The following is a 22581-nucleotide window of genomic DNA, read 5'->3' as shown; positions in this document are numbered from 1 at the left end:
CCCGGCCGCAACACGCTGTTCCGCCGGGATCTCCACGGTGATACCACGATGTAGCGTTCTGTCCGTGATGTACCCGCTGCTGAGGCGTGACGATTCGAGGGCCCGCTACCGTGCGTCCGCCCCGGCTGCGGGAAGGCGGCCCGCCGCCACCGCGTCGACCAGTGCCCGGTGATCCCGCTCGTTCCGGTCGGCGTACAGCTCGGCGAACGACTCCAGCGCCCGGTCGAACACGTCACCGCGCCCCAGGTAGGCGGCGATGGCGATCCGGTCCCCGGACCGCGCGTGGGCACGTGCCAGAGTCGTCCCGCACACCTCGCCGAAGGCGCCCATGCCGCGCGGCACCATCTGTTCCGGCTCGGCGACGCCCTTCCAGTCGCGCAGCTGGCGTACGTAGAAGTCCCGGCGCTTCCCGTCGATCCCGTCCACCCGCTGCCAGCCGAGGAAGATGTCGCCCGCCGCCTGCATCAGGCGCTGGCCCGCCACCACGCGCTCGCCCTGGTTCCGGTACGCGCTCGGCCCCGCGAACGGTGCGAGCACGGAGATGTCGGCTTCCTTGGCCTGCAGGAAGAGCGGGTCCCCTTCGTCCCTGCCCTGCAGCAGGATGATCCAGCACCGTGTTCCGACACTGCCCACGCCCACGACCTTGCGCGCCATGTCGGCCGGACGGTAGTCGGCGAGCAGCGCTCTGCGGTCCGACGGCAGGCTGTGGCCGTACTGCCGGATCAGCTTCCCCAGCTGCGCCTCCACCACGCCGCGTTGCGGGCCGGGCAGCAGGTCCTTCAGGGGGACGAGCAGGGGTGGGTCGGCGGCTATCCGGAACCGCCCGTCGGCAACCTCGGTGAGTCTGTCGAAGGCCTGCAGACTGTCCCGGGTGCGGGCCTTCTCGGTCGCCCTGGCCAGACGCCTGCGGCCCTGGGGAGCCAGCCTGTCGGCGGCGACGGCCCGGAGATGGTCCACATCGGTCCGCGTGTACCAGACATCGAGATTGCGCATGTCCGCGAACCGGATCATGGCCTCCCGGTACGACCGCACCGTGGCCCGTACGATGCGCCCCCGCTCCTTGTCCGAGAAGCCGTTCGCGCGCCCCGCGATGACGAGACTCGCCGCCAGTCGCTTGACATCCCACTCCCACGGGCCGGGCAGCGTCTCGTCGAAGTCGTTGATGTCGAACAGCAGATGGCGTTCAGGGGAGGCGAGCAGTCTGAAGTTCAGCAGATGGGCGTCACCGCACAGCTGCGCCCGGATCCCGGAGTCCGGCGTACCGGCGAGGTCGGTGGCCATGATCGCCGCAGCACCCCGGTAGAAGCGGAACGGGGACTCCGTCATCCGTCCGTAGCGGATCGGCACGAGCTCGGGTACCCGGGCCGCCGACTGGGTCTCCAGGACGGTCAGTGGGTCCGGGCGGTCCGCCGGTGACTCGTACACACCCTGGCTGGACCGGGGGGTCCGCCTGCGGGCCGCCCGGCCGAGGGCGGCCCGTTCCTGCGGTGTCGCGCCCGGCACGGCACGGAGCGGTGAGGTGCGTTCCTGGGGCATGGCGGCCCTCCTGACGGCGTGCGGGGCCGTGGGGGCGGCCCTGTCCTACATCATCCCGGGTCGGCCCGGTTCCGGCCGCTCGGACCGGTCCGGGGGCAAATGGCGCCGTGCGGCCTCAGGCCTGTCCCCCGTACCTGGCCCGGCCCAGGCCCGCGCGCCGCCAGATCGCCCGCTGGCACCTGAGCGCGCCCGCGCCCACCACGATGAGCACCACGATGTTGACCAGGAGCTGGACGAGGGAACCCCGCGCCTCGGACCAGCTGGCGAAGGCGGTGGAGACGCTGATGGCCGCAGCCGCCGGGATGGTCGTGACGGAGATGAACACCCCGAGGAGGGCACTCGTGCGGGCCTCGGTCAGCGACACGATGCCGACGACGCCGGCCAGGGTCGCTACGGCGACGGAGAAGAAGTTAGGGGTGTTGATCAGGTCGGAGACGGGCCGCAGCCCTTTGTCGAACGCCTCCGACTGAAGACCGAACCCGCGGATGAGCAGGCTGAACAGGAAGGTGACCGCGATCGTCAGCAGAAGGCCCGAGCACAGAGCGGACAGCCCTCTGCGTACTGTGGCCCGGTCCCTCCGGTCGATGCCCAGCGCCACGGAGACGATCGCTCCGTACTCGGGCCCGACGACCATGGCCCCCACGATCAGGATCTGGGAGTTGGTCACGATGCCCACCGAGCCGATGAGGCCGGCGATGACCAGGTACAGGTAGAAGCTCGGCGGATACCTCGCCTCGGACCTGATACGCGCTTCCACCTGTTCCCAGACCGGCGCGTTGGCCAGCACTCCGAGCTTGCGCGTGGCCCGCTCCGAGGCCTGCCCCGCGAACGCCATGTCGACCGGCTCGACGACGACGGAGCCCCGGCGGTCGACCTGAAGATCCCGCAGGCCGCGAAGGACCTCGTTCGCGGCCCCCGGCAGCACGTCGCACGCGACGGAGTCGCCGTCGGGGTTGCGCACGGCATCCCGCTGCACGATCAGGTTCAGGACGTACGGGTCATCGGCGAGGAGCTCCTCGACCCGGTCGGTGAGGTCCGGCGGGCTGACGGCGCGGACATGGATCATGTCCACGCGGCACCTCCGCGGGACGGGGGAAGCGGTCGGCAGGCGTGTGACGGATAGTGGCTGTCCAGGTGGAATGACGAAGATCGGACGGTCATGGACCGGTACCTTCCCACAGCGGCGCACGGCCTGGGGGGCGACCTGCAGAACGGCGCGCTGGTGTCGGAGCACGCAAGGGCCGACTGGATCACCGCTCCGCGCTTCGATTCCCCGCAGCGGCACACGAAGTCGCTGTCGACCTCCTCGGCTGTCCTGCGACCGAGGGCGGTAGCGCTGCTCCGCGCGGACGGCAGTACCTCTGCCCACCGACGCGCCGGCCCGGCGGATCCTCGCTCTCGGTCCGCACGAGCAGCCGGTAGCCTGCCTCGACGAGGCACTCGACCGGCAGCGGGACCGACCGTCACTGCTTCTTGTCGTCCCACACGTTCCCGAGCAACCAGCTGTCGAACGTGCGCAGTACGGCCACGAGCGCCGCGCCCAGCCGCCAGTCGTATCCGGGCGCGCGGAGGTGCACCGTGTCGCCCTTCGACCTGAACTCCAGCACGGCCTGCCCGCCCGCACGCCACACGATGCGCCGGGGCCCGCGCGCCGCGTCACCCTCACCGCTGAGCAGGCTCAGCACGATGATCAACGTCTGTACCGGGGAGAGCAGCCACCACACGCACCACCAGAGGATCCGGCCCTTGAAGCCCACTGCCTCCTGTCCGCCCGCCGGAATAACCGTCCAGCGGGTGCGCAGGCCCCTGCCCCGCAGTGCCTTCTCACGGACGACCGTACCGATGAGCTCACCCTGCGCTCCGAGCACCTGGTAGGTCGAGACACCGCCACCGGCCGACACGGTCACCAGGGTGGCCAGCCGTTCCCGGCGGTGCTCGTCCGCCCACAGCACGAAGGAGCGCGCACCGCTGCCCCGCGCCGCCCGATAGGCGGGTATCCCGCCGGACGGCAGTTCGCGCTCCACGTACGCCGCCACGCGCTCGTGCCCCGCGCCCTCCGCGAGCCGCACCAGGTGGCCGACCGGAGCGGACGCTTCGCCCCCGGCCGCCGGCCCGGGGTCCCGTGGAGCGGGCTCCATCCTCAGTACGCTGCTCACCGCTGTGCCCCTCCCGTGGTGTCATACCGGCTTGAGAGGATCCGTACGTGGAATCCCCCGAGCCCCATCCCGAACTCTTCCCCGGACCGCAACCGGAAGCCGGCCGTCGCGAGGTCCGCCGCCCGGTGCGGTGCGCCCTCTGCGGACGGCCACTCACCGGCGCGGAGTCACGACGCACCGGACTCGGCCCCGCCTGCGACGCCAAGCTGCACCCGGCGGGCCCGGACATCCGGACCCGCCGTCACGAGGTGGACCAGGACCCGCTGCCCGGCACCTGACCCCAGAGGGCCTATGCGACGTCGAGGCGACGGAACAGCCCCTCCTGCACCACGGACACCAGCAACTGCCCCTGGCGGTCGTAGATCCGCCCCCTGGCCAGCCCGCGGCCGCCCGTGGCGATCGGCGACTCCTGGTCGTACAGGAACCACTCGTCCGCCCGGAACGGCCGGTGGAACCACATGGCGTGGTCCAGCGAGGCCATGTCGAAGCCCCGCGGGCCCCACAGCGGCTCGACCGGGATACGCACCGCGTCCAGCAGCGTCATGTCACTCGCGTACGTGAGTGCGCAGGTGTGCACGAGCGGGTCGTCGCCCATCGGCCCGACCGCGCGCATCCAGACCGCGCTGCGCGGGTCGGCATCCTTGATCTCCTCACGCGTCCAGCGCAGCCGGTCGACGTAGCGGATGTCGAAGGGCTGTCGCCGGGCCATCCGCTCCAGCGCCTCCGGCAGGCCGCCCAGGTGCTCGCGCACCTCGTCGGCGACCGTCGGCAGCTCGTCCGGATCCGGAACGACGCGGGCCGGCGGCAGCTGGTGCTCGAAACCGGCCTCCTCCGGGCGGTGGAAGGAAGCCGTCAGATTGAAGATCGTCCGGCCCTGCTGCACGGCCGTGACCCGGCGCGTGGTGAAGGACCGGCCGTCCCGCACCCGCTCCACGTCGTAGACGATCGGCACCCCGGGGCGGCCGGGGCGCAGGAAGTAGGCGTGCAGCGAGTGCACCGGACGGTCACCGTCCGTGGTGCGCCCGGCCGCGACCAGAGCCTGCCCCGCGACCTGCCCGCCGAAGACGCGTTGCAGGGACTCCTCGGGGCTGCGGCCACGGAAGATGTTGACCTCGATCCGCTCCAGGTCGAGCAGATCGACCAGCCTGTCGGCGGGGTTCGTCATGCGGTTCCTCTCCACTCTCCCGGCCGGTGCGCCGTCACAGCTGGCCCACGGCCGTGACTCGGACGACGGCCCGGCCCTCCTGGTCGGAGGCCGCGAGATCGACCTCCGCACGGATGCCCCAGTCGTGGTCCCCCGCCGGGTCGGCGAAGGCCTGCCACACCCGCCACAGACCGTGCTCCGGGTCCTCGTCGATCTTCAGCAGCTTCGGGCCGCGCGCGTCCGGGCCCGTCCCCAGGTCCTCGTGCGCGTCCCAGTAACCGTCCATCGCCTCGCCCCAGGCGTCCTCGTCCCAGCCCGCGTCGGCGTCCAGCTCACCCAGGTCGCGGACCCGGTCCAGGGCGGCCAGCTCCACCCGGCGGAACATCGCGTTGCGCACCAGGACCCGGAAGGCACGGGCGTTGGCCGTCACCGGCTTGACCTCGTCGGCCCGCTCCTGGGCCTGCTCGGCGGTCTCCACCTCAGGATTGGCCAGCTGCTCCCACTCGTCCAGCAGGCTGGAGTCCACCTGGCGCACCATCTCGCCGAGCCAGGCGATCAGATCCTCCAGGTCCTCGGACTTCAGATCGTCCGGGATGGTGTGCTCGAGCGCCTTGTACGCGCTCGCCAGATAGCGCAGCACGATGCCCTCGGTGCGGGCCAGCTCGTAGTTCGACGTGAACTCCGTGAAGGTCATCGCCCGTTCGTACATGTCCCGGATCACCGACTTCGGCGACACGGGGTGGTCTCCGACCCACGGGTGGCTCGTGCGGTACACGTCATAGGCATGCCAGAGCAGCTCGCTCAGCGGCTTCGGGTACGTGACCTCCTGGAGCCGCTCCATCCGCTCCTCGTACTCGACACCGTCCGCCTTCATCTGCCCGACGGCCTCGCCCCGCGCCTTGTTCTGCTGCGCGGCCAGAATCTGCCGCGGGTCGTCGAGCGTCGACTCGACGACGGAGACCATGTCCAGGGCGTACGAAGGGGATTCGGCGTCCAGCAGGTCGAAGGCGGCAAGCGCGAACGTGGACAGCGGCTGGTTGAGCGCGAAGTCCTGCTGGAGGTCGACGGTGAGCCGTACGATCCGGCCCTCGGCGTCGGGTGTGTCGAGCTGCTCCACGACACCGCCGTCGAGCAGCGAGCGGTAGATGGCGATGGCCCGGCGGATGTGCCGGAGCTGGGCGCGGCGCGGCTCGTGGTTGTCCTCGAGCAGATGGCGCATCGCCGCGAAGGCGTTGCCCGGACGGGCGATCACCGACAGCAGCATGGTGTGCGTGACCCGGAAGCGGGAGGTCAGCGGCTCGGGTTCGGACTGGATCAGCTTGTCGAAGGTCGTCTCCGACCAGGCGACGAAGCCCTCGGGGGCCTTCTTGCGGACCACCTTGCGCTTCTTCTTGGGGTCGTCGCCCGCCTTCTTGACGGCTTTCTCGTTCTCGATGACGTGCTCGGGCGCCTGCGCGACGACGAAGCCCGCCGTGTCGAACCCGGCCCGGCCGGCGCGGCCCGCGATCTGGTGGAACTCGCGGGCGCGCAACGTGCGCACGCGGGCCCCGTCGTACTTGGTCAGAGCGGTGAACAGCACCGTGCGGATGGGCACGTTGACGCCGACGCCCAGCGTGTCCGTCCCGCAGATGACCTTCAGCAGGCCCGCCTGCGCGAGCTTCTCCACGAGCCGACGGTACTTGGGGAGCATGCCCGCGTGGTGGACTCCGATCCCGTGCCGCACGTAGCGGGAGAGGTTCTGGCCGAACTTGGTGGTGAAGCGGAAGCTGCCGATCAGGTCGGCGATCTTTTCCTTCTCCTCCTTCGTGCACATGTTGATGCTCATCAGCGACTGCGCCCGTTCCACGGCCGCGGCCTGTGTGAAGTGAACGATGTAGACGGGCGACTGCCGGGTGTCCAGGAGCTCGGTGAGTGTCTCCGTGATCGGCGTCAGCCGGTACTCGTAACTCAGCGGTACCGGCCGGGTCGCGGAACGCACCACGGACGTCGGGCGGCCGGTACGGCGCGTCAGGTCCTTCTCGAACATCGCGACATCGCCGAGCGTCGCCGACATCAGCACGAACTGGGCCTGCGGCAGCTCCAGGATCGGGATCTGCCAGGCCCAGCCGCGGTCCTGCTCGGCGTAGAAGTGGAACTCGTCCATCACGACCTGGCCGATGTCGGCGTACTTGCCGTCACGCAGCGCGATCGAGGCGAGCACTTCGGCGGTGCAGCAGATGACCGGGGCGTCGGCGTTGACCGAGGCGTCGCCGGTCAGCATGCCGACGTTCTCCGTGCCGAAGAGCTTGCACAGGTCGAAGAACTTCTCCGAGACCAGCGCCTTGATCGGCGCGGTGTAGAAGGTGACCTTGTCCTGGGCCAGTGCCGTGAAGTGCGCCCCCGCCGCGACCAGGCTCTTTCCGGAGCCGGTGGGGGTGGAAAGGATCACGTTCGCCCCGGAGACCACCTCGATCAGAGCCTCCTCCTGAGCCGGATAGAGGGTGATGCCCTGCGATTCGGTCCATGACGAGAAGGCCTCGAAGAGGGCGTCCGGGTCGGCGGTCGGGGGCAGCTGATCGATAAGGGTCACGCCCCCATCTTGCCTGTCTCCTGCCCGGATGAGGGAACCGGACGATCCGGCGAAGATCACGGACGATACGCTGCCCACTCAACTCGGCTGCCTCGCAATGACAATGGCGGCCCGGCCCGGACGCACGGCCGAATCACGATGGGGGCGGGAAAAGCCATGATGGGACCGGCACACTCTCTGTCAGGGGCGGCAGCCTGGCTGGGGGTGGGTGCCGCGGCCGCCGCCGCGGGCCACACGATGCCCTGGCCCGTCCTGGTCGTGGGTGCCCTGATCACCGCCGGCGCCGCGCTCGCCCCGGACCTCGACCACAAGTCGGCGACCATCTCTCGGGCCTTCGGCCCGATATCCAAGGCCCTCTGCGAGATCGTCGACAAGCTCTCGTACGCGGTCTACAAAGCGACAAGGGGACCCGGTGACCCGCGCAGGACCGGCGGTCACCGCACTCTCACGCACACCTGGCTCTGGGCCGTGCTGACCGGAGGGGCCGCCTCCGTCGCGGCGATCACCGGCGGCCGGTGGGCGGTCCTGGCGATCCTCTTCGTCCACCTCGTCCTCGCGGTCGAGGGGCTCCTGTGGCGGGCCGCCAGGGTGTCCAGCGACGTCCTTGTATGGCTGCTCGGCGCGACCAGCGCCTGGATCCTGGCGGGAGTGCTGGACCAGCCCGGCAACGGTTCGGACTGGTTGTTCGGCGCACCCGGCCAGGAGTACCTCTGGCTCGGACTCCCGATCGTGCTCGGCGCCCTCGTCCACGACATCGGGGACGCACTGACGGTCTCGGGCTGCCCGATCCTGTGGCCGATCCCGCTGGGCCGCAAGCGCTGGTATCCGATCGGGCCGCCGAAGGCCATGCGTTTCCGGGCCGGCAGCTGGGTGGAGCTCAAGGTGCTGATGCCCGCCTTCATGATCGTCGGGGGGCTGAGCGGCGCGGCGGCGCTCAACGTCATATGACGCCCGGGCGCTCTCCGGGGGCGGTGAGCGCGCGGCCGTAGCACCATGGGCGGCATGCTGCTCGCCCGGCTCGCCCACGTGTCCCTGGAGGTCGCCGCGACGACGGCCCGGACCCGGAAGACCGCCCTGCTGGCCGGACTCTTCCGGGAGGCGGGGCCGGACGACGTCCCGGTCGTCATCCCCTATCTCGCCGGCCACCTCCCGCAGGGGCGGCTCGGGATCGGCTGGAGCGCTCTGCGCGTTCCGGTGGCGCCCGCCGACGAACCCACACTGACCGTGGCCGAGACGAACGCGGAGCTGACCGCGATCGGCGCCCTGACCGGCACGGGCTCGCAGTCCGCCCGCAAGGAGCGCCTGGTGCGGCTGCTCGGCGCCGCCACTGCGGACGAACAGTACTTTCTGCGCGGACTGCTCACCGGAGAAGTACGCCAGGGAGCGCTGGACGCCGTCGCCGTCGACGCCCTGGCCGACGCCGCCGGAGCCCCGCGCGCCGAAGTGCGCCGCGCCGTCATGCTCGCCGGTGCGCTCGGGCCCGTCGCCCGTGCGCTGCTCGCCGAGGGCCCGGGGGCGCTCGCCTCCTTCCGGCTCACCGTCGGCCGCCCGGTCCAGCCCATGCTGGCGCACACCGCCCGCTCGGTGGCCGAGGCGATCGACCGGCTGGGGTCCTGCGTCGTCGAGGAGAAGCTGGACGGTATCCGCGTCCAGGTGCACCGGGACGGGCCGCGGGTGCGCGCCTACACCCGCACGCTCGACGACATCACGGACCGGCTCCCCGAACTCGCCGCGGTGGTGGCCGGCTTCCGTGCAGACCGGTTCATTCTGGACGGCGAGGTGATCGCGCTCGGGGCCGACGGGAGGCCCCGGCCGTTCCAGGAGACCGCCGGCCGGGTGGGATCCCGGCGCGACGTCGCCACCGCGGCCGGTGCCGTTCCCGTGCTCCCCGTCTTCTTCGACGTGCTGTCCGTCGACGGACGTGACCTCCTCGACCTCCCCTTCGCCGAACGCCACCGGGAGCTGGCCGAGCTGGTGCCCGAGCCGATGCGCGTACGGCGCTTCGTCGTGGAGGACTCCACGGACGAGTCGCAGCGTGCGGCCGCGCTGGCGTTCTCCGAGGCCACGCTGGCCCGGGGGCACGAGGGCGTCGTGGTCAAGGGAGGTACGGCGGCGTACAGCGCGGGCCGTAGGGGTGCCTCCTGGCTGAAGGTGAAGCCGGTGCACACCCTGGACCTCGTTGTGCTGGCCGCCGAATGGGGCCACGGCAGACGCACGGGAAAGCTTTCCAACCTGCATCTGGGGGCACGCAGGGAGGACGGCACGTTCGCGATGCTGGGCAAGACCTTCAAGGGGCTCACCGACGCCATGCTCACCTGGCAGACCGAACGCCTGCGGGATCTGGCCACCGGAGACGACGGACACGTGGTGACGGTGCGCCCGGAACTCGTCGTGGAGATCGCCTACGACGGACTCCAGAGCTCCACCCGCTACCCGACGGGTGTCACCCTGCGGTTCGCCCGGGTCCTGCGCTACCGCGAGGACAAGCGGGCCCAGGAGGCAGACACGGTCGAGACGGTGCTCTCCCGCCGGACATGACTCCGGCCCCCGCCCGTTTGCAGGGTGGTCGGGGGCCGGGTCAGCCTCAGGCTTTCGTCCCGGCGGTGTGTGCGCGGATCTCGTCCGGCGTGAGGTAGGCGTCGGTGTACTCGAAGTCGCGCAGGGTGGCTGCCTTGCGCGCCTGGAAGCCCGTGCGCACGAAGTCGTCGCCGGCGATCGCGTTGAGCAGCCAGTTGGTCATGACCCGGGTCTTGGCGACGTTCGTCCGCAACGCCGCCCAGTGGTACCCGCGCGCCGCGGCCTGGGCCGGCATACCCCTCAGCTCGATACCCAGCGGCTTGGACACCGCGTCCCGGCCCCCGAGGTCCACGACCAGGCCGAGGTCCTTGTGGACGTACGGCTGCAGCGGACGGCCGCGCAGGGACGCGATGATGTTGTCCGCGAGCCTGCGGCCCTGACGCATGGCGTGCTGGGCGGTGGGCGGGCAGATCGCTCCGTCGCCCTTGGCCAGGTCCGGCACCGCCGCCGCGTCGCCGAGCGCGAACACACCGTCGGCGCCGGGCAGCTTCATCTCCGGTGTCACGGCGAGCCGGCCGCGTACCGTCTCGGAGCCGAGGGTGGCGACGAGCGGACTCGCCGCGACCCCGGCGGTCCAGATCAGGGTGCGGCAGGGCAGTACCCGGCCGTCCGTGAACGTCACCTTGTCCGGCCCGGCCTCGGCCACGGAGACACCGAGCGAGACCTCGATGCCGCGCTTGCGCAGGATCTCGAGGGCGCTGAGACCGAGCTTGTCGCCGAGCTCCGGCATGAGCTTGGGCGCGATGTCGATCAGATGCCACTTGATCAGCTTGGGATCCAGCCGGGGGTAGTGCTTGACGGCGTTGCTGGTGAGCAGCTGCAGACAGGCGGCCGTCTCCGTACCTGCGTACCCGCCGCCCACCACCACGAACTGCAGCCGGGACGCCCGCTCCTCCTCGTCGTGACTGGCGTCGGCCAGATCAAGCTGGGAGATGACGTGGTCCCGGATGTAGGCGGCCTCGGCCAGGGTCTTCATGCCCCGGGCGTTGTCGACCAGTCCAGGGATGTCGAAGGTCCTGGTGACACTGCCGGCGGCCATCACGATGTAGTCGTACGGCTCGTTCACGATCTCGTCAGTGATCTTGCGGACCACGCAGACCTTCGCCTTCGTATCCACTCCGACGGCCCCGCCAGGAACGATCCGGGTGCGGTGACGCCGGCTCCGGCGCAGGGAGACGGCGACCGACTGGGGAGTGAGCACCCCGGACGCGACCTGCGGGAGCAACGGCAGATAGAGCTGGTACGAGAACGGGGTGACGAGCGCGATGTCCGCCTCGCCGGGCGCGAGGCTGCGCTCCAGCCGGCGCACGCACTCGACCCCGGCAAAGCCGGCGCCGACAACGAGAATCCTGGGTCGTGCCACGGTGTGCGTCCCTTCTCGGGCTTACGCGGTCATCGCTCGCCTGCCCCGTATTCGGGACCAGTCACTTCTCATCCTCACCTCGGAGGGTGGACTTCGCCTCCCGTGCGGCGGACGTCGTCACCGTGGGAGGCCGGGCGGCGGAGGGTTCCGGGGGCGATCGTCATGAGCGTTGACGCCCGTTGTGTTACCGGAAACATCCGCTCGGTACTCGGACTTGACCGAGCATCTTCTCGGACTCGGCCACCCGACGGTCCAGCACATCGCGGGCCCCCTGGGCCGGACCGTCGCCGACCAGCGCGCGCACGGCCGGCACGCCGCTCTCCGCGCGGCGGGCGCCGAGGTGGCTGAGCCCGCTGTACGGGGACCGGAGCGTTGCATCCGGATACGCACTGGGCAGCCGCCCGGCCGGCCGAAGGTCTCTCGGCGGTGTTCGCCGTCAACGACCGGATGGCACCGGGCGACCTCCGGGCCTTCCACGAGGCCGGCCGCCACGTTCCGCAGGACGTCGGTGTCGTCGGATACGACGACATCCCGGAGGCCGCCTACCTGCTGCCCCGCTGACCACCGTCCGCACCGACTACGCCGAGATCGGCCGCCGCTGCGTACGACTGCTGCTCCCACAGCTCGACGGCGTGCGCGACCCTCAGCAGCATCCCTCGGTCGTCCCCATCGATCTGGTCATCCCGCAGCAGCACCGGCCCCGCGCCCGGCTGACCGCTCAGCCGTGCCAGGAGCGCCACAGTGCCGCGTACGCGCCGTCCGCGGCCACCAGCTCGTCGTGGCTGCCCAGCTCGCTGATCCGGCCGTCCTCGACCACCGCGATCACATCCGCGTCGTGCGCGGTGTGCAGCCGGTGCGCGATCGCGATCACCGTACGGCCGTCCAGCACCCGGGCCAGCGAACGCTCCAGATGACGGGCCGCCCGCGGGTCGAGCAGCGACGTCGCCTCGTCCAGCACCAGCGTGTGCGGGTCCGCCAGGACGAGCCGGGCCAGCGCGATCTGCTGCGCCTGTGACGGGGTCAGTGCCAGGCCCCCCGAGCCGACCTCCGCGTCCAGCCCTTCGTCGAGGGCCTTCGCCCAGCCGTCCGCGTCCACCGCGGCGAGCGAGGCCCACAGTTCCGCGTCCTCGGCGTCCGTACGGGCGAGCAGGAGGTTGTCCCGGAGCGAACCCACGAAGACGTGGTGCTCCTGGTTGACGAGAGCGACATGGGTCCGTACTCGTTCCGCCGTCATCCGGGACAGCTCCGCGCCGCCCAGTGAGACCGAACCCGCCCGGGGAGCGTAGATCCCCGCCAGCAGCCTTCCGAGCGTGGACTTGCCGGCACCGGACGGCCCGACCAGCGCCAGCCGCGTACCGGGGGCGACGTCGAGGGACACCTTGTGCAGGACGTCGACGCCCGCACGGTAGCCGAAGTGCACCTCCGCGGCCCTCACCTCCCGGCCGTCGGGACCGACGAGGTCGTCACCCGCGTCGGGCTCGATCTCCCGTACGCCGACGAGCCTGGCCAACGACACCTGTGCGACCTGCAACTCGTCGTACCAGCGCAGGATCAGGCTGATCGGGTCCACCATCATCTGGGCGAGGAGTGCGCCCGTCGTCAGCTGTCCGACGGTGATCCAGTCCTCCAGCACGAACCAGCCGCCGAGCAGCAGCACCGCGCCGAGAATCGTCACGTACGTGGTATTGATGACCGGGAAGAGCACCGAACGCAGGAACAGGGTGTACCGCTCCCAGGCCGTCCACTCCTTGACCCGCCGGTCCGACAGCGCGACCCTGCGGGCCCCCAGCCGGTGGGATTCCACGGTCCGTCCGGCGTCCACGGTCTCGGCGAGCACGGCGGCGACCGACGCGTAACCGGCCGCCTCCGAGCGGTACGCGGAGGGCGCACGCCGGAAGTACCAGCGGCATCCGCCGATCAGCACCGGAAGCGCGATCAGCACGGCGAGTGCGAGTGGCGGGGCGGTCACGGTCAGCGCGCCGAGCAGCAGCCCGACCCAGACCACGCCGATCGCCAGCTGAGGCACGGCCTCACGCATCGCGTTGGCGAGCCGGTCGATGTCCGTCGTGATCCTGGACAGCAGATCCCCGGTCCCGGCCCGCTCCAGGACGCCGGGCGGCAGCTTGACCGACCGTACGAGGAAGTCCTCGCGCAGATCGGCGAGCATCTCCTCACCGAGCACGGCCCCGCGCAGCCGCATCGTCCGCGTGAACACGGTCTGCACGACCAGCGCCACCGCGAACACCGCGGCGGTGCGCTCCAGATGGAGGTCGGTGACCCCGTTCGAGAGATCCTCGACCAGTCCGCCCAACAGATACGGGCCGGTGATCGACGCGATCACCGCCGACGCGTTGACCGCGACCAGTACCGCGAAGGGCTTGCGGTGGCGCCGCAGCAGGGCGCTCACGTACGCCCGAACCGTCGTCGGTGTACCGACCGGCAGGGTCGTCGCCGACTGCGGTGCGGCCGGGTCGTACTCCGGTGGTGCCAGGCCGATCATGCGCTCTCCTCGATTTCCTCGACCGCTCGGGCCGGCCGGAGGCCGTCGATCGCGTTGATCCCATCCCGTGCCGCGGCCTCGCCGTCGGTCTCACGGGTCACGACCGCGCGGTACCGCGGTTCTTCCCGCAGCAGTTCGCGGTGCGTGCCCGCCGCCACGACCGTGCCCCCGTGAAGGAGCACGACGCGGTCGGCGACATCGAGCAGCAGCGGGGACGAGGCGAAGGCCACCGTTGTACGGCCCCGGCGCAGCTGCTCGATGCCGGCGGCGACCCTGGCCTCCGTGTGCGAGTCGACGGCGGACGTCGGCTCGTCGAGCACGAGTGCCTCCGGGTCGGTGACCAGCGAGCGGGCCAGTGCCAGCCGCTGCCGCTGACCGCCGGACAGCGATCTGCCGCGCTCGGTGATCCGGGTGTTCAACGCGTTGCCGTCGGCGTCGACCGATGCCTGGGCCAGTGCGTCCAGCACGTCGTCGCACCGGGCGGCGGCGAGTGCGTCCTCGGCCGTCACGGAACCCGAGGACGGAACGTCCAGCAGCTCCCGCAGGGTCCCGGAGAGCAGTACCGGGTCCTTGTCCTGCACGAGCACCGCAGCCCGGGCCGATTCGAGCGGCAGCTCGTCCAGCGGCACACCGCCGAGCAGAACGGAGGGGACCGGTCCGGACGTGTCGTCCGGCTCGGCATGGCCGCCGAGGCGTTCCGCCAGCCGCCCCGCCTCGTCAGGATCACCGCAGACCACGGCGGTGAACAGGCCCTGTGGCGCCATCAGTCCGGTCACCGGGTCGTACAGATCGCCCCGAGGCGACGCGGCGTCCGACGGCGCGGGACGGGTACTGCGACGCAGGGACAGTACCCGGACCGCGCGCTGCGCCGACGGCCGCGAGAAGGAGTACGCCATGGCGATCTCCTCCACGTTGCGCAGGGGGAAGAGCATCAGGGTGGCCGCGCTGTACACGGTGACCAGCTGGCCGACGTCGATCCGGCCGTCCCGGGCCAGCGTCGCGCCGTACCAGACCAGCGAGATCAGCAGGACTCCCGGCAGGAAAACCTGGATCGCCGAGATGAGCGCCCACATCCGCGCACTGCGCACGGCGGCCTTGCGGACCTCCTGGGACGCCAGCCGGTAGCGCTCCAGGAACAGCTCCTCGCCGCCGATGCCGCGCAGTACCCGCAGCCCGGCGACCGTGTCGGAGGCCAGCTCCGTGGCCCGGCCCGCCTTCTCGCGCTGCAGATCCGCCCGGCGGGTGGCCCGGGGGAGAAGGGGCAGTACGGCCAGCGCCAGGACCGGGGTGGCGATCGCGACCAGCACACCGAGCGAGGGCAGGTAGAGGACCAGCCCGACACAGATCAGTACGAGCGCGGTGGCGGCGGCCAGGAAGCGCGACAGTGCCTCGACGAACCATCCGATCTTCTCCACGTCGCCGGTCGATACGGCGACCACTTCACCGGCCGCCACCCTCCGGGTCAGCGCCGAGCCCAGCTCGGCCGTCCTGCGCGACAGCAGCTGCTGCACCCGCGCCGCGGCGGTGATCCAATTGGTGACCGCTGTCCGGTGGAGCATGGTGTCGCCCACGGCGATGAGGACGCCGAGGGCGACGAGGAGGACGCCGGCCATCGCGAGGCCCCGGCCGGAGCGGTCGATGACGGCCTGTACCGCCAGGCCGACGGCGAGCGGGAGGCCCGCGATCGCGCAGTGGTGGAGCAGCCCCCAAGAGAGAGATTTGAGCTGTCCGGTGAGCTGACTCCGCCCGAGCCAGAACAGAAAACGGGGGCCTGACCGTACATCGGGCTCGCCGGGATCCGAGTACGGAAGATCGCGAATCTGCATGACGTCCCAAGGGATCGGAAGCGGAGATCCGTGACGGACCTAGTGGAACAGTGGGGGACCAAACCGTGCAAGGTTCGCTTCCTGACCCCGTCCGGGGCAACCGATTATTTCGTAGCGAGGGAGCGGGCCTCGTCGGGGTACGTTCCGCCCAACTCGGAGAGCCGGGACGGCGGCACGGCGAAGTCCTCGGTGATCAGCGTCGTGCCCGAGGGGCGGAGCCGCCGACCGCGGTGACGAACACTTTTGCGCGCCTTCCCCTACCCGGAGACCGTGGCGGCGTCCCGGGTGAACTCATTGATGACCGAGACGGCCGGAGCCACCAGATCGAGATCCGTGGGGACCGAGGCCGCTGCCTGCTCGCAGGCAGACAGCGCGCTTTGCGGTCAGCGAGGAGACCGTACGGTACGAATTCCTCGTGGTCCCCGCGGTCATCTCCGAAGCGTTGTTCGCCACGACACCGCCGATGGTGCAGGCGATGGCACTGGAGGGATCGGGGACCAGGATCCGGCCGTGCCGGGCGAGAGCGGCATCGGCCCGCATGACGGCGGTCCCGGGCCGGACCCGGGCCCGGACCCGCCGTCCAGCGCTTCGATCCCTCGCCAGTGGCGGCGCACGTCGAACAGGATGTCCTCACCCTGCGCCTGGCCGTTGAGGCTGGTGCCGGCGGCTCGGAAGACGACGCCGCGGCCGTTGCCGTGCGCGTAGGAGACAAGCGCCGAGACGTCTTCGAGGTCCTCGGGGGCCAGCATGGCCTGCGGCAGGAAGCGGTAGGGCCGGCCTCGGAGGGCGTACGTCACGAGGTCGGAGACTTTCCACAGCATCTTCTCCGGACCGAGCAGAGTGGTCAGGTCGTCCCGCAGCTCCGAAGGGGTCCCGGACGCCTTCCAGCCCGGCACCCGGTCTGGCGACGGTGGGCGTGCCTTCCGAGGGTGCAGGGCTTCCGGCTCCGTCTCCAGCAGCGGCATGTCAGGATCCCCTCGACGGCGCGCGATGCGGTGGCCGCACCGCATGCCTCAGCAGCGGCGGCGCTCCGGCATCCCGTCGACCAGAGCGGTGAGCAGTCCGCCGAGCACTTCCCGCTGATCGGCGGTCAATGGAGCCAGGATCTCCTCCGCGGCGGCCTTCCGCGCGGCGCGCATCGAACGGAGTACCCCTCGACCCTCCTCGGTGATCTCGATACGGACAACCCGGCGGTTGGTCGGATCCGGGGCGCGACGCACCCGGCCGCTCGCCTCCAGACCGTCGACCAGGGTGGTCACCGCCCGCGGGACGACCTCCAGACGCTCGGCGAGATCGGCCATCCGGGGCGGGCCGTCGTAGTGCGCGGTCGTGCGCAGCAGGCGGAACTGGGCCGGTGTGATGCCGATCGGCTCCAGCTGCCGGCTCTGGATGCGTTGGAGGCGGCGTGTGAGCCGCAGCAATTGCTCGGCGAGCACGCCGTCGGAATCGGGGGAGTCCATGAGGGAACAATATCAGGACTCTGTTCATTGTGAATAGAGGTAACAATGAGCTAGGCTCTCCAACGGTTGCTCTCCTGCCAGCTCTCCCCGGGCCCCCGCGTCGGCTGTCGGAAGCCTGGGAACCCCACCCGTCGCACGTCTTCGAAGGAGCCCATGAAACCCGACGATCCCACCTGGACACCTCCAGCAGCAGACGGCGGGCAGCCGCCCGCCGAGCTGCGCCGCATCTTCCGGCTCTTCCGTCCCTACCGTGGCCGACTCGCCGTGGTCGGGCTGCTGGTCGGTGCCTCCTCGCTGGTGTCGGTCGCCTCCCCGTTCCTGCTGCGCGAGATCCTGGACACCGCGATCCCCCAGGGGCGCACGGGTCTGCTCACCCTGCTCGCGCTCGGCATGATCCTCACGGCAGTGATGAACAGCGTCTTCGGCGTCCTGCAGACCCTGATCTCCACGACGGTCGGCCAGCGCGTCATGCACGACCTGCGCACCGCCGTCTACACCCAGCTGCAGCGGATGCCGCTCGCCTTCTTCACCCGGACCCGCACGGGCGAGGTCCAGTCCCGCATCGCCAACGACATCGGCGGCATGCAGGCGACGGTCACCTCAACCGCCACCTCCCTGGTCTCCAACCTCACCTCCGTCATCGCCACCGTGGTGGCCATGCTCGCGCTGGACTGGCGGCTCACCCTCGTCTCGCTGCTCCTGCTCCCCGTCTTCGTCTGGATCAGCCGGCGGGTCGGCAGGGAGCGCAAGAAGATCACCACCCAACGCCAGAAGCAGATGGCGACGATGGCGGCCACGGTCACGGAATCACTCTCGGTCAGCGGCATCCTGCTCGGCCGGACCATGGGCCGATCGGACTCCCTCACCAAGGCCTTCTCCGAGGAATCGGAGCGTCTGGTCGACCTCGAAGTACGCTCCAACATGGCGGGCCGCTGGAGGATGTCGACCATCGGGATCGTGATGGCCGCCATGCCCGCGGTCATCTACTGGGCTGCGGGCCTCACCCTCCAGTCGGGTGTCACGACTGTCTCCATCGGCACACTGGTCGCCTTCGTCTCGCTCCAGCAGGGCCTGTTCCGGCCGGCCGTGAGCCTGCTCTCCACCGGTGTACAGATGCAGACGTCCCTCGCCTTGTTCGCGCGCATCTTCGAGTACCTCGATCTCGACGTGGACATCGCCGAGCCCGAGAAGCCCGTCCGGCTGCATAAGATCCGCGGCGAGATCGCCTTCGAGGACGTGACCTTCAGCTACGACGCGAAGAGCGGCCCGACCCTGAGCGGCATCGACGTGACCGTGCCCGCAGGGAACAGTCTCGCCGTCGTCGGCCCCACCGGATCCGGCAAGTCCACGCTCAGTTACCTGGTGCCGCGGCTGTACGACGTCACGGCGGGCCGGGTCACGATCGACGGCGTCGATGTGCGAGACCTGGACTTCGATACCCTCGCCAGGGCCGTCGGCGTGGTCTCCCAGGAGACCTACCTCTTCCACGCCTCGGTCGCCGAGAACCTCCGCTTCGCCAAACCGGACGCGACCGACGAGCAGATCGAGGCCGCGGCCCGCGCCGCGCAGATCCACGACCACATCGCGGGGCTGCCCGACGGCTACGACACCCTCGTCGGCGAACGTGGGTACCGGTTCTCGGGCGGCGAGAAGCAGCGGCTGGCGATCGCCCGCACGATCCTCCGGGACCCGCCCGTACTGATCCTCGACGAGGCGACCAGCGCCCTCGACACCCGTACGGAACATGCAGTGCAGCAGGCCATCGACGCCTTGTCGAAGGGCCGCACCACGCTCACCATCGCGCACCGGCTCTCCACCGTCCGGGACGCGGACCAGATCGTGGTCCTGGACGACGGTCGTACGGCCGAGCGGGGCACGCACGAGGAGCTGCTCGCGCAGGACGGGCGCTATGCCGCTCTGATCCGCCGCGACAGCCAGCCGGCTCCGGCTGCCACCTGATGCACCTGCAGATACTCCACGTGCCACTGCCTCAGCTGTCCGGTGGGCAGGTGCTCATCGGCAGCTTCAGGCGCCGGAGCGCGGGACGGCGGGGATGCGGGAAGCCGTCGTGATGACCGAAGCCGGTCCCGGCGCGTTCTTCCGCCCGCGCCCCTACGCACCCGACGTGCAGGGCGGACTCCCCTTCCACGTGGCGGACCATGCCTGTGGGACGCGCAGTCCCCCGACCACTCGCTCACCCCGCGCGCCGTACGTTCGAAGCACTCACCGAGGCGGTCACCGTGGACTCAGGCTTCGCGGTTTCGCCCCCGTTCACCGGACCCGCCGTCAGGGATCCCTGGGTCTGAGAGGGTGGGCACACGGCAGCGCCGCCGCTCCCCTGGTCAGGAAGTCCATTCGGTGACTCATGTGCTTGGTAAGCATCAGACGCTGCACGGTGGTTGAGCAATCAAAACCGGAACGCCCAAGCGTTCGAGCGAATGCCCGATCCCGCGTTCGTGTGCTCTCCCACTGAGGACGTCACCCGTGTCCGGTCAGGCGGTCACGCTGTCCAGCAGCCGGGTGACCGAACGGACGGCCGCCCTGCCTGCCCGGTTGGCGCCGATGGTGCTCGCGGACGGGCCGTAGCCGACGAGGTGGACGCGCGCGTCCCGCACCGCCCGGGTGTCCTCGACGCGGATGCCGCCGCCCGCCTCGCGGAGTTTCAGCGGTGCCAGATGACCGACGGCGGCCCGGAAGCCGGTCGCCCAGAGGACCACATCGGCCTCGACCGCGCGGCCGTCGGACCAGGCCACCCCGTCCGGCGTGATTCGTTCGAACATGGGAAGCCGGTCGAGGATCCCCTGCTCGCGTGCGCGGCGGACGGCGTCGTTGAGCGGCAGCCCGGTCACGCTCACCACGCTCTGCGGCGGGAAACCGCTGCGCACGCGCTCCTCCACCATGGCCACCGCGGCCCGCCCCTCGGCCTCGCCGAACGACCCTTCCCGGAACACCGGGGGGCGCCGCGTCACCCAGTGCGTCTCCGCCGCGACCGCGGCGATCTCCATCAGATGCTGGGTGCCCGACGCTCCGCCGCCGACCACGATCACCCGCAGGCCGACGAACTCGTCCGGCCCCGGATAGTTCGCGGTGTGCAACTGCCGGCCCCGGAAGGTCTCCTGGCCCGGATAGCGCGGCCAGAACGGGCGGTCCCAGGTGCCGGTGGCGTTGATCAGCGCGCGCGTGGCGTACGTACCCTCGGAGGTCTCGACGAGCAGGCGGCCGCCTGCGCCCTCGCGCACGGCGCTCACCTCGACCGGCCGGTGCACCCGCAGACCGAAGCGGAGCTCGTACGCGTCGAAGTACGCGCCGATCACTTCGGAGGAGGGCCTGCTGTCGTCGGCGCCCGTCAGCTCCATGCCAGGGAGGGAGTGCATGCCGTGCACCTTGCCGTACGTGAGCGAGGGCCAGCGGAACTGCCATGCGCCGCCGGGACGGGGCGCATGATCCAGCACGACGAAGTCCCGTTCGGGGCCGAGGCCTGCGCGGCGCAGGTGGTACGCGGCGGACAGCCCTGCCTGCCCGGCGCCGATGACGACCACGTCCAGCTCACACGCCCCGATGTTGTTCACGATTCTACCAACCCTGGTTGTGCCCCGGATCTTCCCGGTGGGCGCAAACATTCCCGGCGACGAGAGAATGGGGCCATGTCCGACACCTTCGCCACACACCTGCTGAGCGTCACCACGGGACGGACCGAAACGGTCGTGGACCTGACGGACGACTGCACGCAGTTCCTGGCCCGCACCGCTCACGGCAGGGACGGCCTGCTCAACGTCTTCGTGCCCCACGCCACCGCCGGCATCGCGATCCTGGAGACCGGCGCCGGCAGCGACGACGACCTGCTCGCCGCTCTGCAGACCCTGCTTCCCGCCGACGACCGCTGGTGCCACCGTCACGGGAGTCCCGGCCATGGCCGCGATCACGTACTTCCGGCCCTCGTACCACCGCACGCCACCTTGCCGGTGATCGGGGGGCGGCTGGCGCTGGGGACGTGGCAGTCCGTCTGTCTGGTCGACACGAACATCGCTAAGGACAACCGTCAGGTTCGTCTGAGCTTCCTGGGCTGACCAAGATCGCTCCCAGGGGTCGTGCCGCCGATTCTCCTCACCATGCGTGCGCGAACGGAGAGAATCTTGCACGGTACGACCCCACATGCGATCGAACGTCCCTACGACGGATGCGGTACATGCCTGCTCGGAGTGCGGCGACTGTCGCGCGTGAAGCTGGCGACGTCGTCCCCTGAGCGTCAGCGGGAGAACGTGCTCACAGCTGCCGCGTCCGTGGGCGCGCACATCATCGGCTGGGCCGACGACTGGGAGGTCTCGGGCGCCACCGACCCCGTGTCCCGCCCGAAGCGGGCCCCTGGCTCCGTGACGGGAAGGGCCCTTATGACGGTCTGGTCGCGGCCGCCGTGGACCGGCTGGGACGCAACGTCGTCGACTGTCTGAACACCGGATACAAGATGCGGGACGAGAAGAAGATGCTCGTCACGTACGGACACGACGGTCCTTGGGAACTGGACGACCCGGCAGACGAGAACCGCTTCACCATGGAAGCCTGGGGCGCGCAGATGGAACTCCGCGCGATCCAGCGCCGGAACCCGCGACGCCACGATAAAGATCCGGGCCGCCGGCCGGCCGAAGGGCAAGCCGTCGTACGGCTTCCAGTACGTGCGCAAGGTCATGGGGGGGCAGGGTTGACCACGTCGAACTGCACCCGCATCCCTCCGAGGTGCTCCGAGATGTCGCCCGTCGCATCCTGGCCGACCCCGAGAACGTCACCACCAGCAGTGAAACGGCCCGCCTCAACCGTGCGGGCGAGGCATCGCCTGCGGACCACCTGGCCACGATGTACGGAAAGCCGTCCGGAGGGCGCCCGCGGGCCCCACAGAGCCTGAGGAACATCCTCCTCTCCGAGGCCACGCTCGGCTACCTGATGCACCAGCACAGGCCGGTGCTCGGCAAGGACGGGAATCCCGTAAGGCTCAGTGAGGGGGCTGTGGGACCGGGCGACCCACGAGGCGTTGAAGCAGGTGATACTCAACCGAACGGTGCCTTGGGCCCGTAACTCGAATCGTGAGTATCTTCTGACGAAGCGTCCTGCGCCACTGATCCAAGCCCATCTCCTGGACGAGTTATTCCGAATGCTGACGGTGTGTCTGGGAGCGCAGGCAGGGCGTCCAAGATCGTTGTGTGACGAACAACCTGGACGCCCTGCTGACCGCACTGCAGGTGAAGATCGACGACGAGATCGGAGGTACTCGATGGCTTGGTCGACCGCCGCAGCTGACGGATTCCGAGCTGGTCACCCTGGCTGTTGCGCAGGCTCTGATGGGCTTCACCTCGGAGTCGTGCTGGCTGCGGTTCGTGGACTCCCGGCTGGGGTCGATGTTCCCGTACGTGCCCAGGCAGCCGGGCTGGAACAAGCGGCTGCGGGCAGCGTTGCCGCTG

General features: G+C 70.4%; 19 protein-coding genes and 2 pseudogenes. 9 read left to right on the top strand and 12 right to left on the bottom strand.

Going from position 1 to position 22581, the window contains the following annotated elements; translation table 11 throughout:
• Window positions 1–105 precede the first annotated feature (105 nt).
• The 3 genes from ACWD04_RS28175 to ACWD04_RS28165 form a co-directional block, all read right to left on the bottom strand.
• Window positions 106–1536, bottom strand: coding sequence for a DUF2252 domain-containing protein (locus ACWD04_RS28175; protein WP_451136550.1), 1431 nt, complete (start codon window positions 1534–1536; stop codon window positions 106–108).
• A gap of 115 nt (window positions 1537–1651) precedes the next feature.
• Window positions 1652–2608, bottom strand: coding sequence for a DUF389 domain-containing protein (locus ACWD04_RS28170; protein WP_451136549.1), 957 nt, complete (start codon window positions 2606–2608; stop codon window positions 1652–1654).
• Between the two features lie 391 nt (window positions 2609–2999).
• Window positions 3000–3692 (bottom strand): hypothetical protein, encoded by a 693-nt coding sequence (locus tag ACWD04_RS28165; protein ID WP_451136548.1) that lies wholly within the window; start codon window positions 3690–3692, stop codon window positions 3000–3002.
• A 47-nt stretch (window positions 3693–3739) separates the two neighbouring features.
• Here ACWD04_RS28165 and ACWD04_RS28160 point away from each other — a divergent pair, with 47 nt between their 5' ends.
• Window positions 3740–3970 (top strand): DUF6011 domain-containing protein, encoded by a 231-nt coding sequence (locus tag ACWD04_RS28160; protein WP_451136547.1) that lies wholly within the window; start codon window positions 3740–3742, stop codon window positions 3968–3970.
• An 11-nt stretch (window positions 3971–3981) separates the two neighbouring features.
• On the opposite strand, the gene ACWD04_RS28155 is transcribed toward ACWD04_RS28160, so the two are convergent.
• Window positions 3982–4857 carry an acyl-CoA thioesterase gene (locus ACWD04_RS28155; protein ID WP_451136546.1) on the bottom strand — a complete coding sequence of 292 codons (876 nt, stop codon included), beginning with the start codon at window positions 4855–4857 and terminating at the stop codon, window positions 3982–3984.
• 34 nt (window positions 4858–4891) lie between these two features.
• On the bottom strand, window positions 4892–7405 hold the full coding sequence (locus ACWD04_RS28150; protein ID WP_451136545.1) for a DEAD/DEAH box helicase: 2514 nt from the start codon (window positions 7403–7405) through the stop codon (window positions 4892–4894).
• A 156-nt stretch (window positions 7406–7561) separates the two neighbouring features.
• Between ACWD04_RS28150 and ACWD04_RS28145 the strand changes: the two genes are divergently transcribed.
• Complete coding sequence (locus ACWD04_RS28145) at window positions 7562–8353, top strand: metal-dependent hydrolase (protein ID WP_451136544.1); 792 nt, start codon at window positions 7562–7564, stop codon at window positions 8351–8353.
• A 54-nt stretch (window positions 8354–8407) separates the two neighbouring features.
• Entirely contained in the window at window positions 8408–9943 is a 1536-nt protein-coding gene (locus ACWD04_RS28140; protein ID WP_451136543.1) for an ATP-dependent DNA ligase, read from the top strand.
• Between the two features lie 46 nt (window positions 9944–9989).
• Here ACWD04_RS28140 and ACWD04_RS28135 read toward each other — a convergent pair whose 3' ends face one another.
• On the bottom strand, window positions 9990–11345 hold the full coding sequence (locus ACWD04_RS28135) for an NAD(P)/FAD-dependent oxidoreductase (protein ID WP_451136542.1): 1356 nt from the start codon (window positions 11343–11345) through the stop codon (window positions 9990–9992).
• 372 nt (window positions 11346–11717) lie between these two features.
• Between ACWD04_RS28135 and ACWD04_RS28130 the strand changes: the two genes are divergently transcribed.
• The gene (locus tag ACWD04_RS28130; protein ID WP_451136541.1) at window positions 11718–11906 is read left to right on the top strand and encodes a substrate-binding domain-containing protein; all 189 of its coding nucleotides are present in this window, start codon (window positions 11718–11720) and stop codon (window positions 11904–11906) included.
• Here ACWD04_RS28130 and ACWD04_RS28125 read toward each other — a convergent pair.
• From ACWD04_RS28125 to ACWD04_RS28105, 5 genes and pseudogenes are all read right to left on the bottom strand, one after another.
• Window positions 11888–12085: a hypothetical protein gene (locus ACWD04_RS28125; RefSeq protein WP_451136540.1), complete on the bottom strand. Its 198-nt coding sequence runs from the start codon at window positions 12083–12085 to the stop codon at window positions 11888–11890. The two genes, ACWD04_RS28130 and ACWD04_RS28125, sit on opposite strands and share 19 nt — an antisense overlap.
• The gene (locus ACWD04_RS28120) at window positions 12064–13845 is read right to left on the bottom strand and encodes an ABC transporter ATP-binding protein (RefSeq protein WP_451136539.1); all 1782 of its coding nucleotides are present in this window, start codon (window positions 13843–13845) and stop codon (window positions 12064–12066) included. Before ACWD04_RS28120 ends, ACWD04_RS28125 begins: the two co-directional genes overlap by 22 nt.
• The gene (locus tag ACWD04_RS28115; RefSeq protein WP_451136538.1) at window positions 13842–15671 is read right to left on the bottom strand and encodes an ABC transporter transmembrane domain-containing protein; all 1830 of its coding nucleotides are present in this window, start codon (window positions 15669–15671) and stop codon (window positions 13842–13844) included. The genes ACWD04_RS28120 and ACWD04_RS28115 overlap by 4 nt, the downstream gene beginning before the upstream one ends.
• Before the next feature lie 381 nt (window positions 15672–16052).
• A pseudogene (locus tag ACWD04_RS28110) lies at window positions 16053–16636 on the bottom strand (FAD-binding oxidoreductase); the annotation flags it as partial.
• 48 nt (window positions 16637–16684) lie between these two features.
• A complete protein-coding gene (locus ACWD04_RS28105; protein ID WP_451136537.1) occupies window positions 16685–17131 on the bottom strand; it encodes a MarR family winged helix-turn-helix transcriptional regulator in 447 nt (148 codons plus the stop codon).
• 153 nt (window positions 17132–17284) lie between these two features.
• On the opposite strand from ACWD04_RS28105, the gene ACWD04_RS28100 reads away from it, so the two are divergent.
• Window positions 17285–19090, top strand: coding sequence for an ABC transporter ATP-binding protein (locus ACWD04_RS28100; RefSeq protein ID WP_451136536.1), 1806 nt, complete (start codon window positions 17285–17287; stop codon window positions 19088–19090).
• Between the two features lie 533 nt (window positions 19091–19623).
• Here ACWD04_RS28100 and ACWD04_RS28095 read toward each other — a convergent pair.
• Entirely contained in the window at window positions 19624–20700 is a 1077-nt protein-coding gene (locus ACWD04_RS28095) for an FAD-dependent oxidoreductase (protein ID WP_451136535.1), read from the bottom strand.
• A gap of 75 nt (window positions 20701–20775) precedes the next feature.
• Here ACWD04_RS28095 and ACWD04_RS28090 point away from each other — a divergent pair, with 75 nt between their 5' ends.
• The 4 genes and pseudogenes from ACWD04_RS28090 to ACWD04_RS28075 all read left to right on the top strand — a co-directional run.
• Window positions 20776–21198, top strand: a complete 423-nt coding sequence (locus ACWD04_RS28090; RefSeq protein WP_451136534.1) for a secondary thiamine-phosphate synthase enzyme YjbQ — start codon at window positions 20776–20778, stop codon at window positions 21196–21198.
• Between the two features lie 150 nt (window positions 21199–21348).
• Window positions 21349–21579 carry a hypothetical protein gene (locus tag ACWD04_RS28085; protein WP_451136533.1) on the top strand — a complete coding sequence of 77 codons (231 nt, stop codon included), beginning with the start codon at window positions 21349–21351 and terminating at the stop codon, window positions 21577–21579.
• Window positions 21543–22028 (top strand): hypothetical protein, encoded by a 486-nt coding sequence (locus ACWD04_RS28080; protein ID WP_451136532.1) that lies wholly within the window; start codon window positions 21543–21545, stop codon window positions 22026–22028. Before ACWD04_RS28085 ends, ACWD04_RS28080 begins: the two co-directional genes overlap by 37 nt.
• Window positions 22029–22323: 295 nt before the next feature.
• Window positions 22324–22581, top strand: a pseudogene (locus ACWD04_RS28075) (IS982 family transposase); the annotation flags it as partial.

The sequence above is a fragment of the Streptomyces sp. NPDC002911 genome, assembly GCF_053591835.1.
This window is presented reverse-complemented; position numbering and strand designations above follow the sequence as displayed.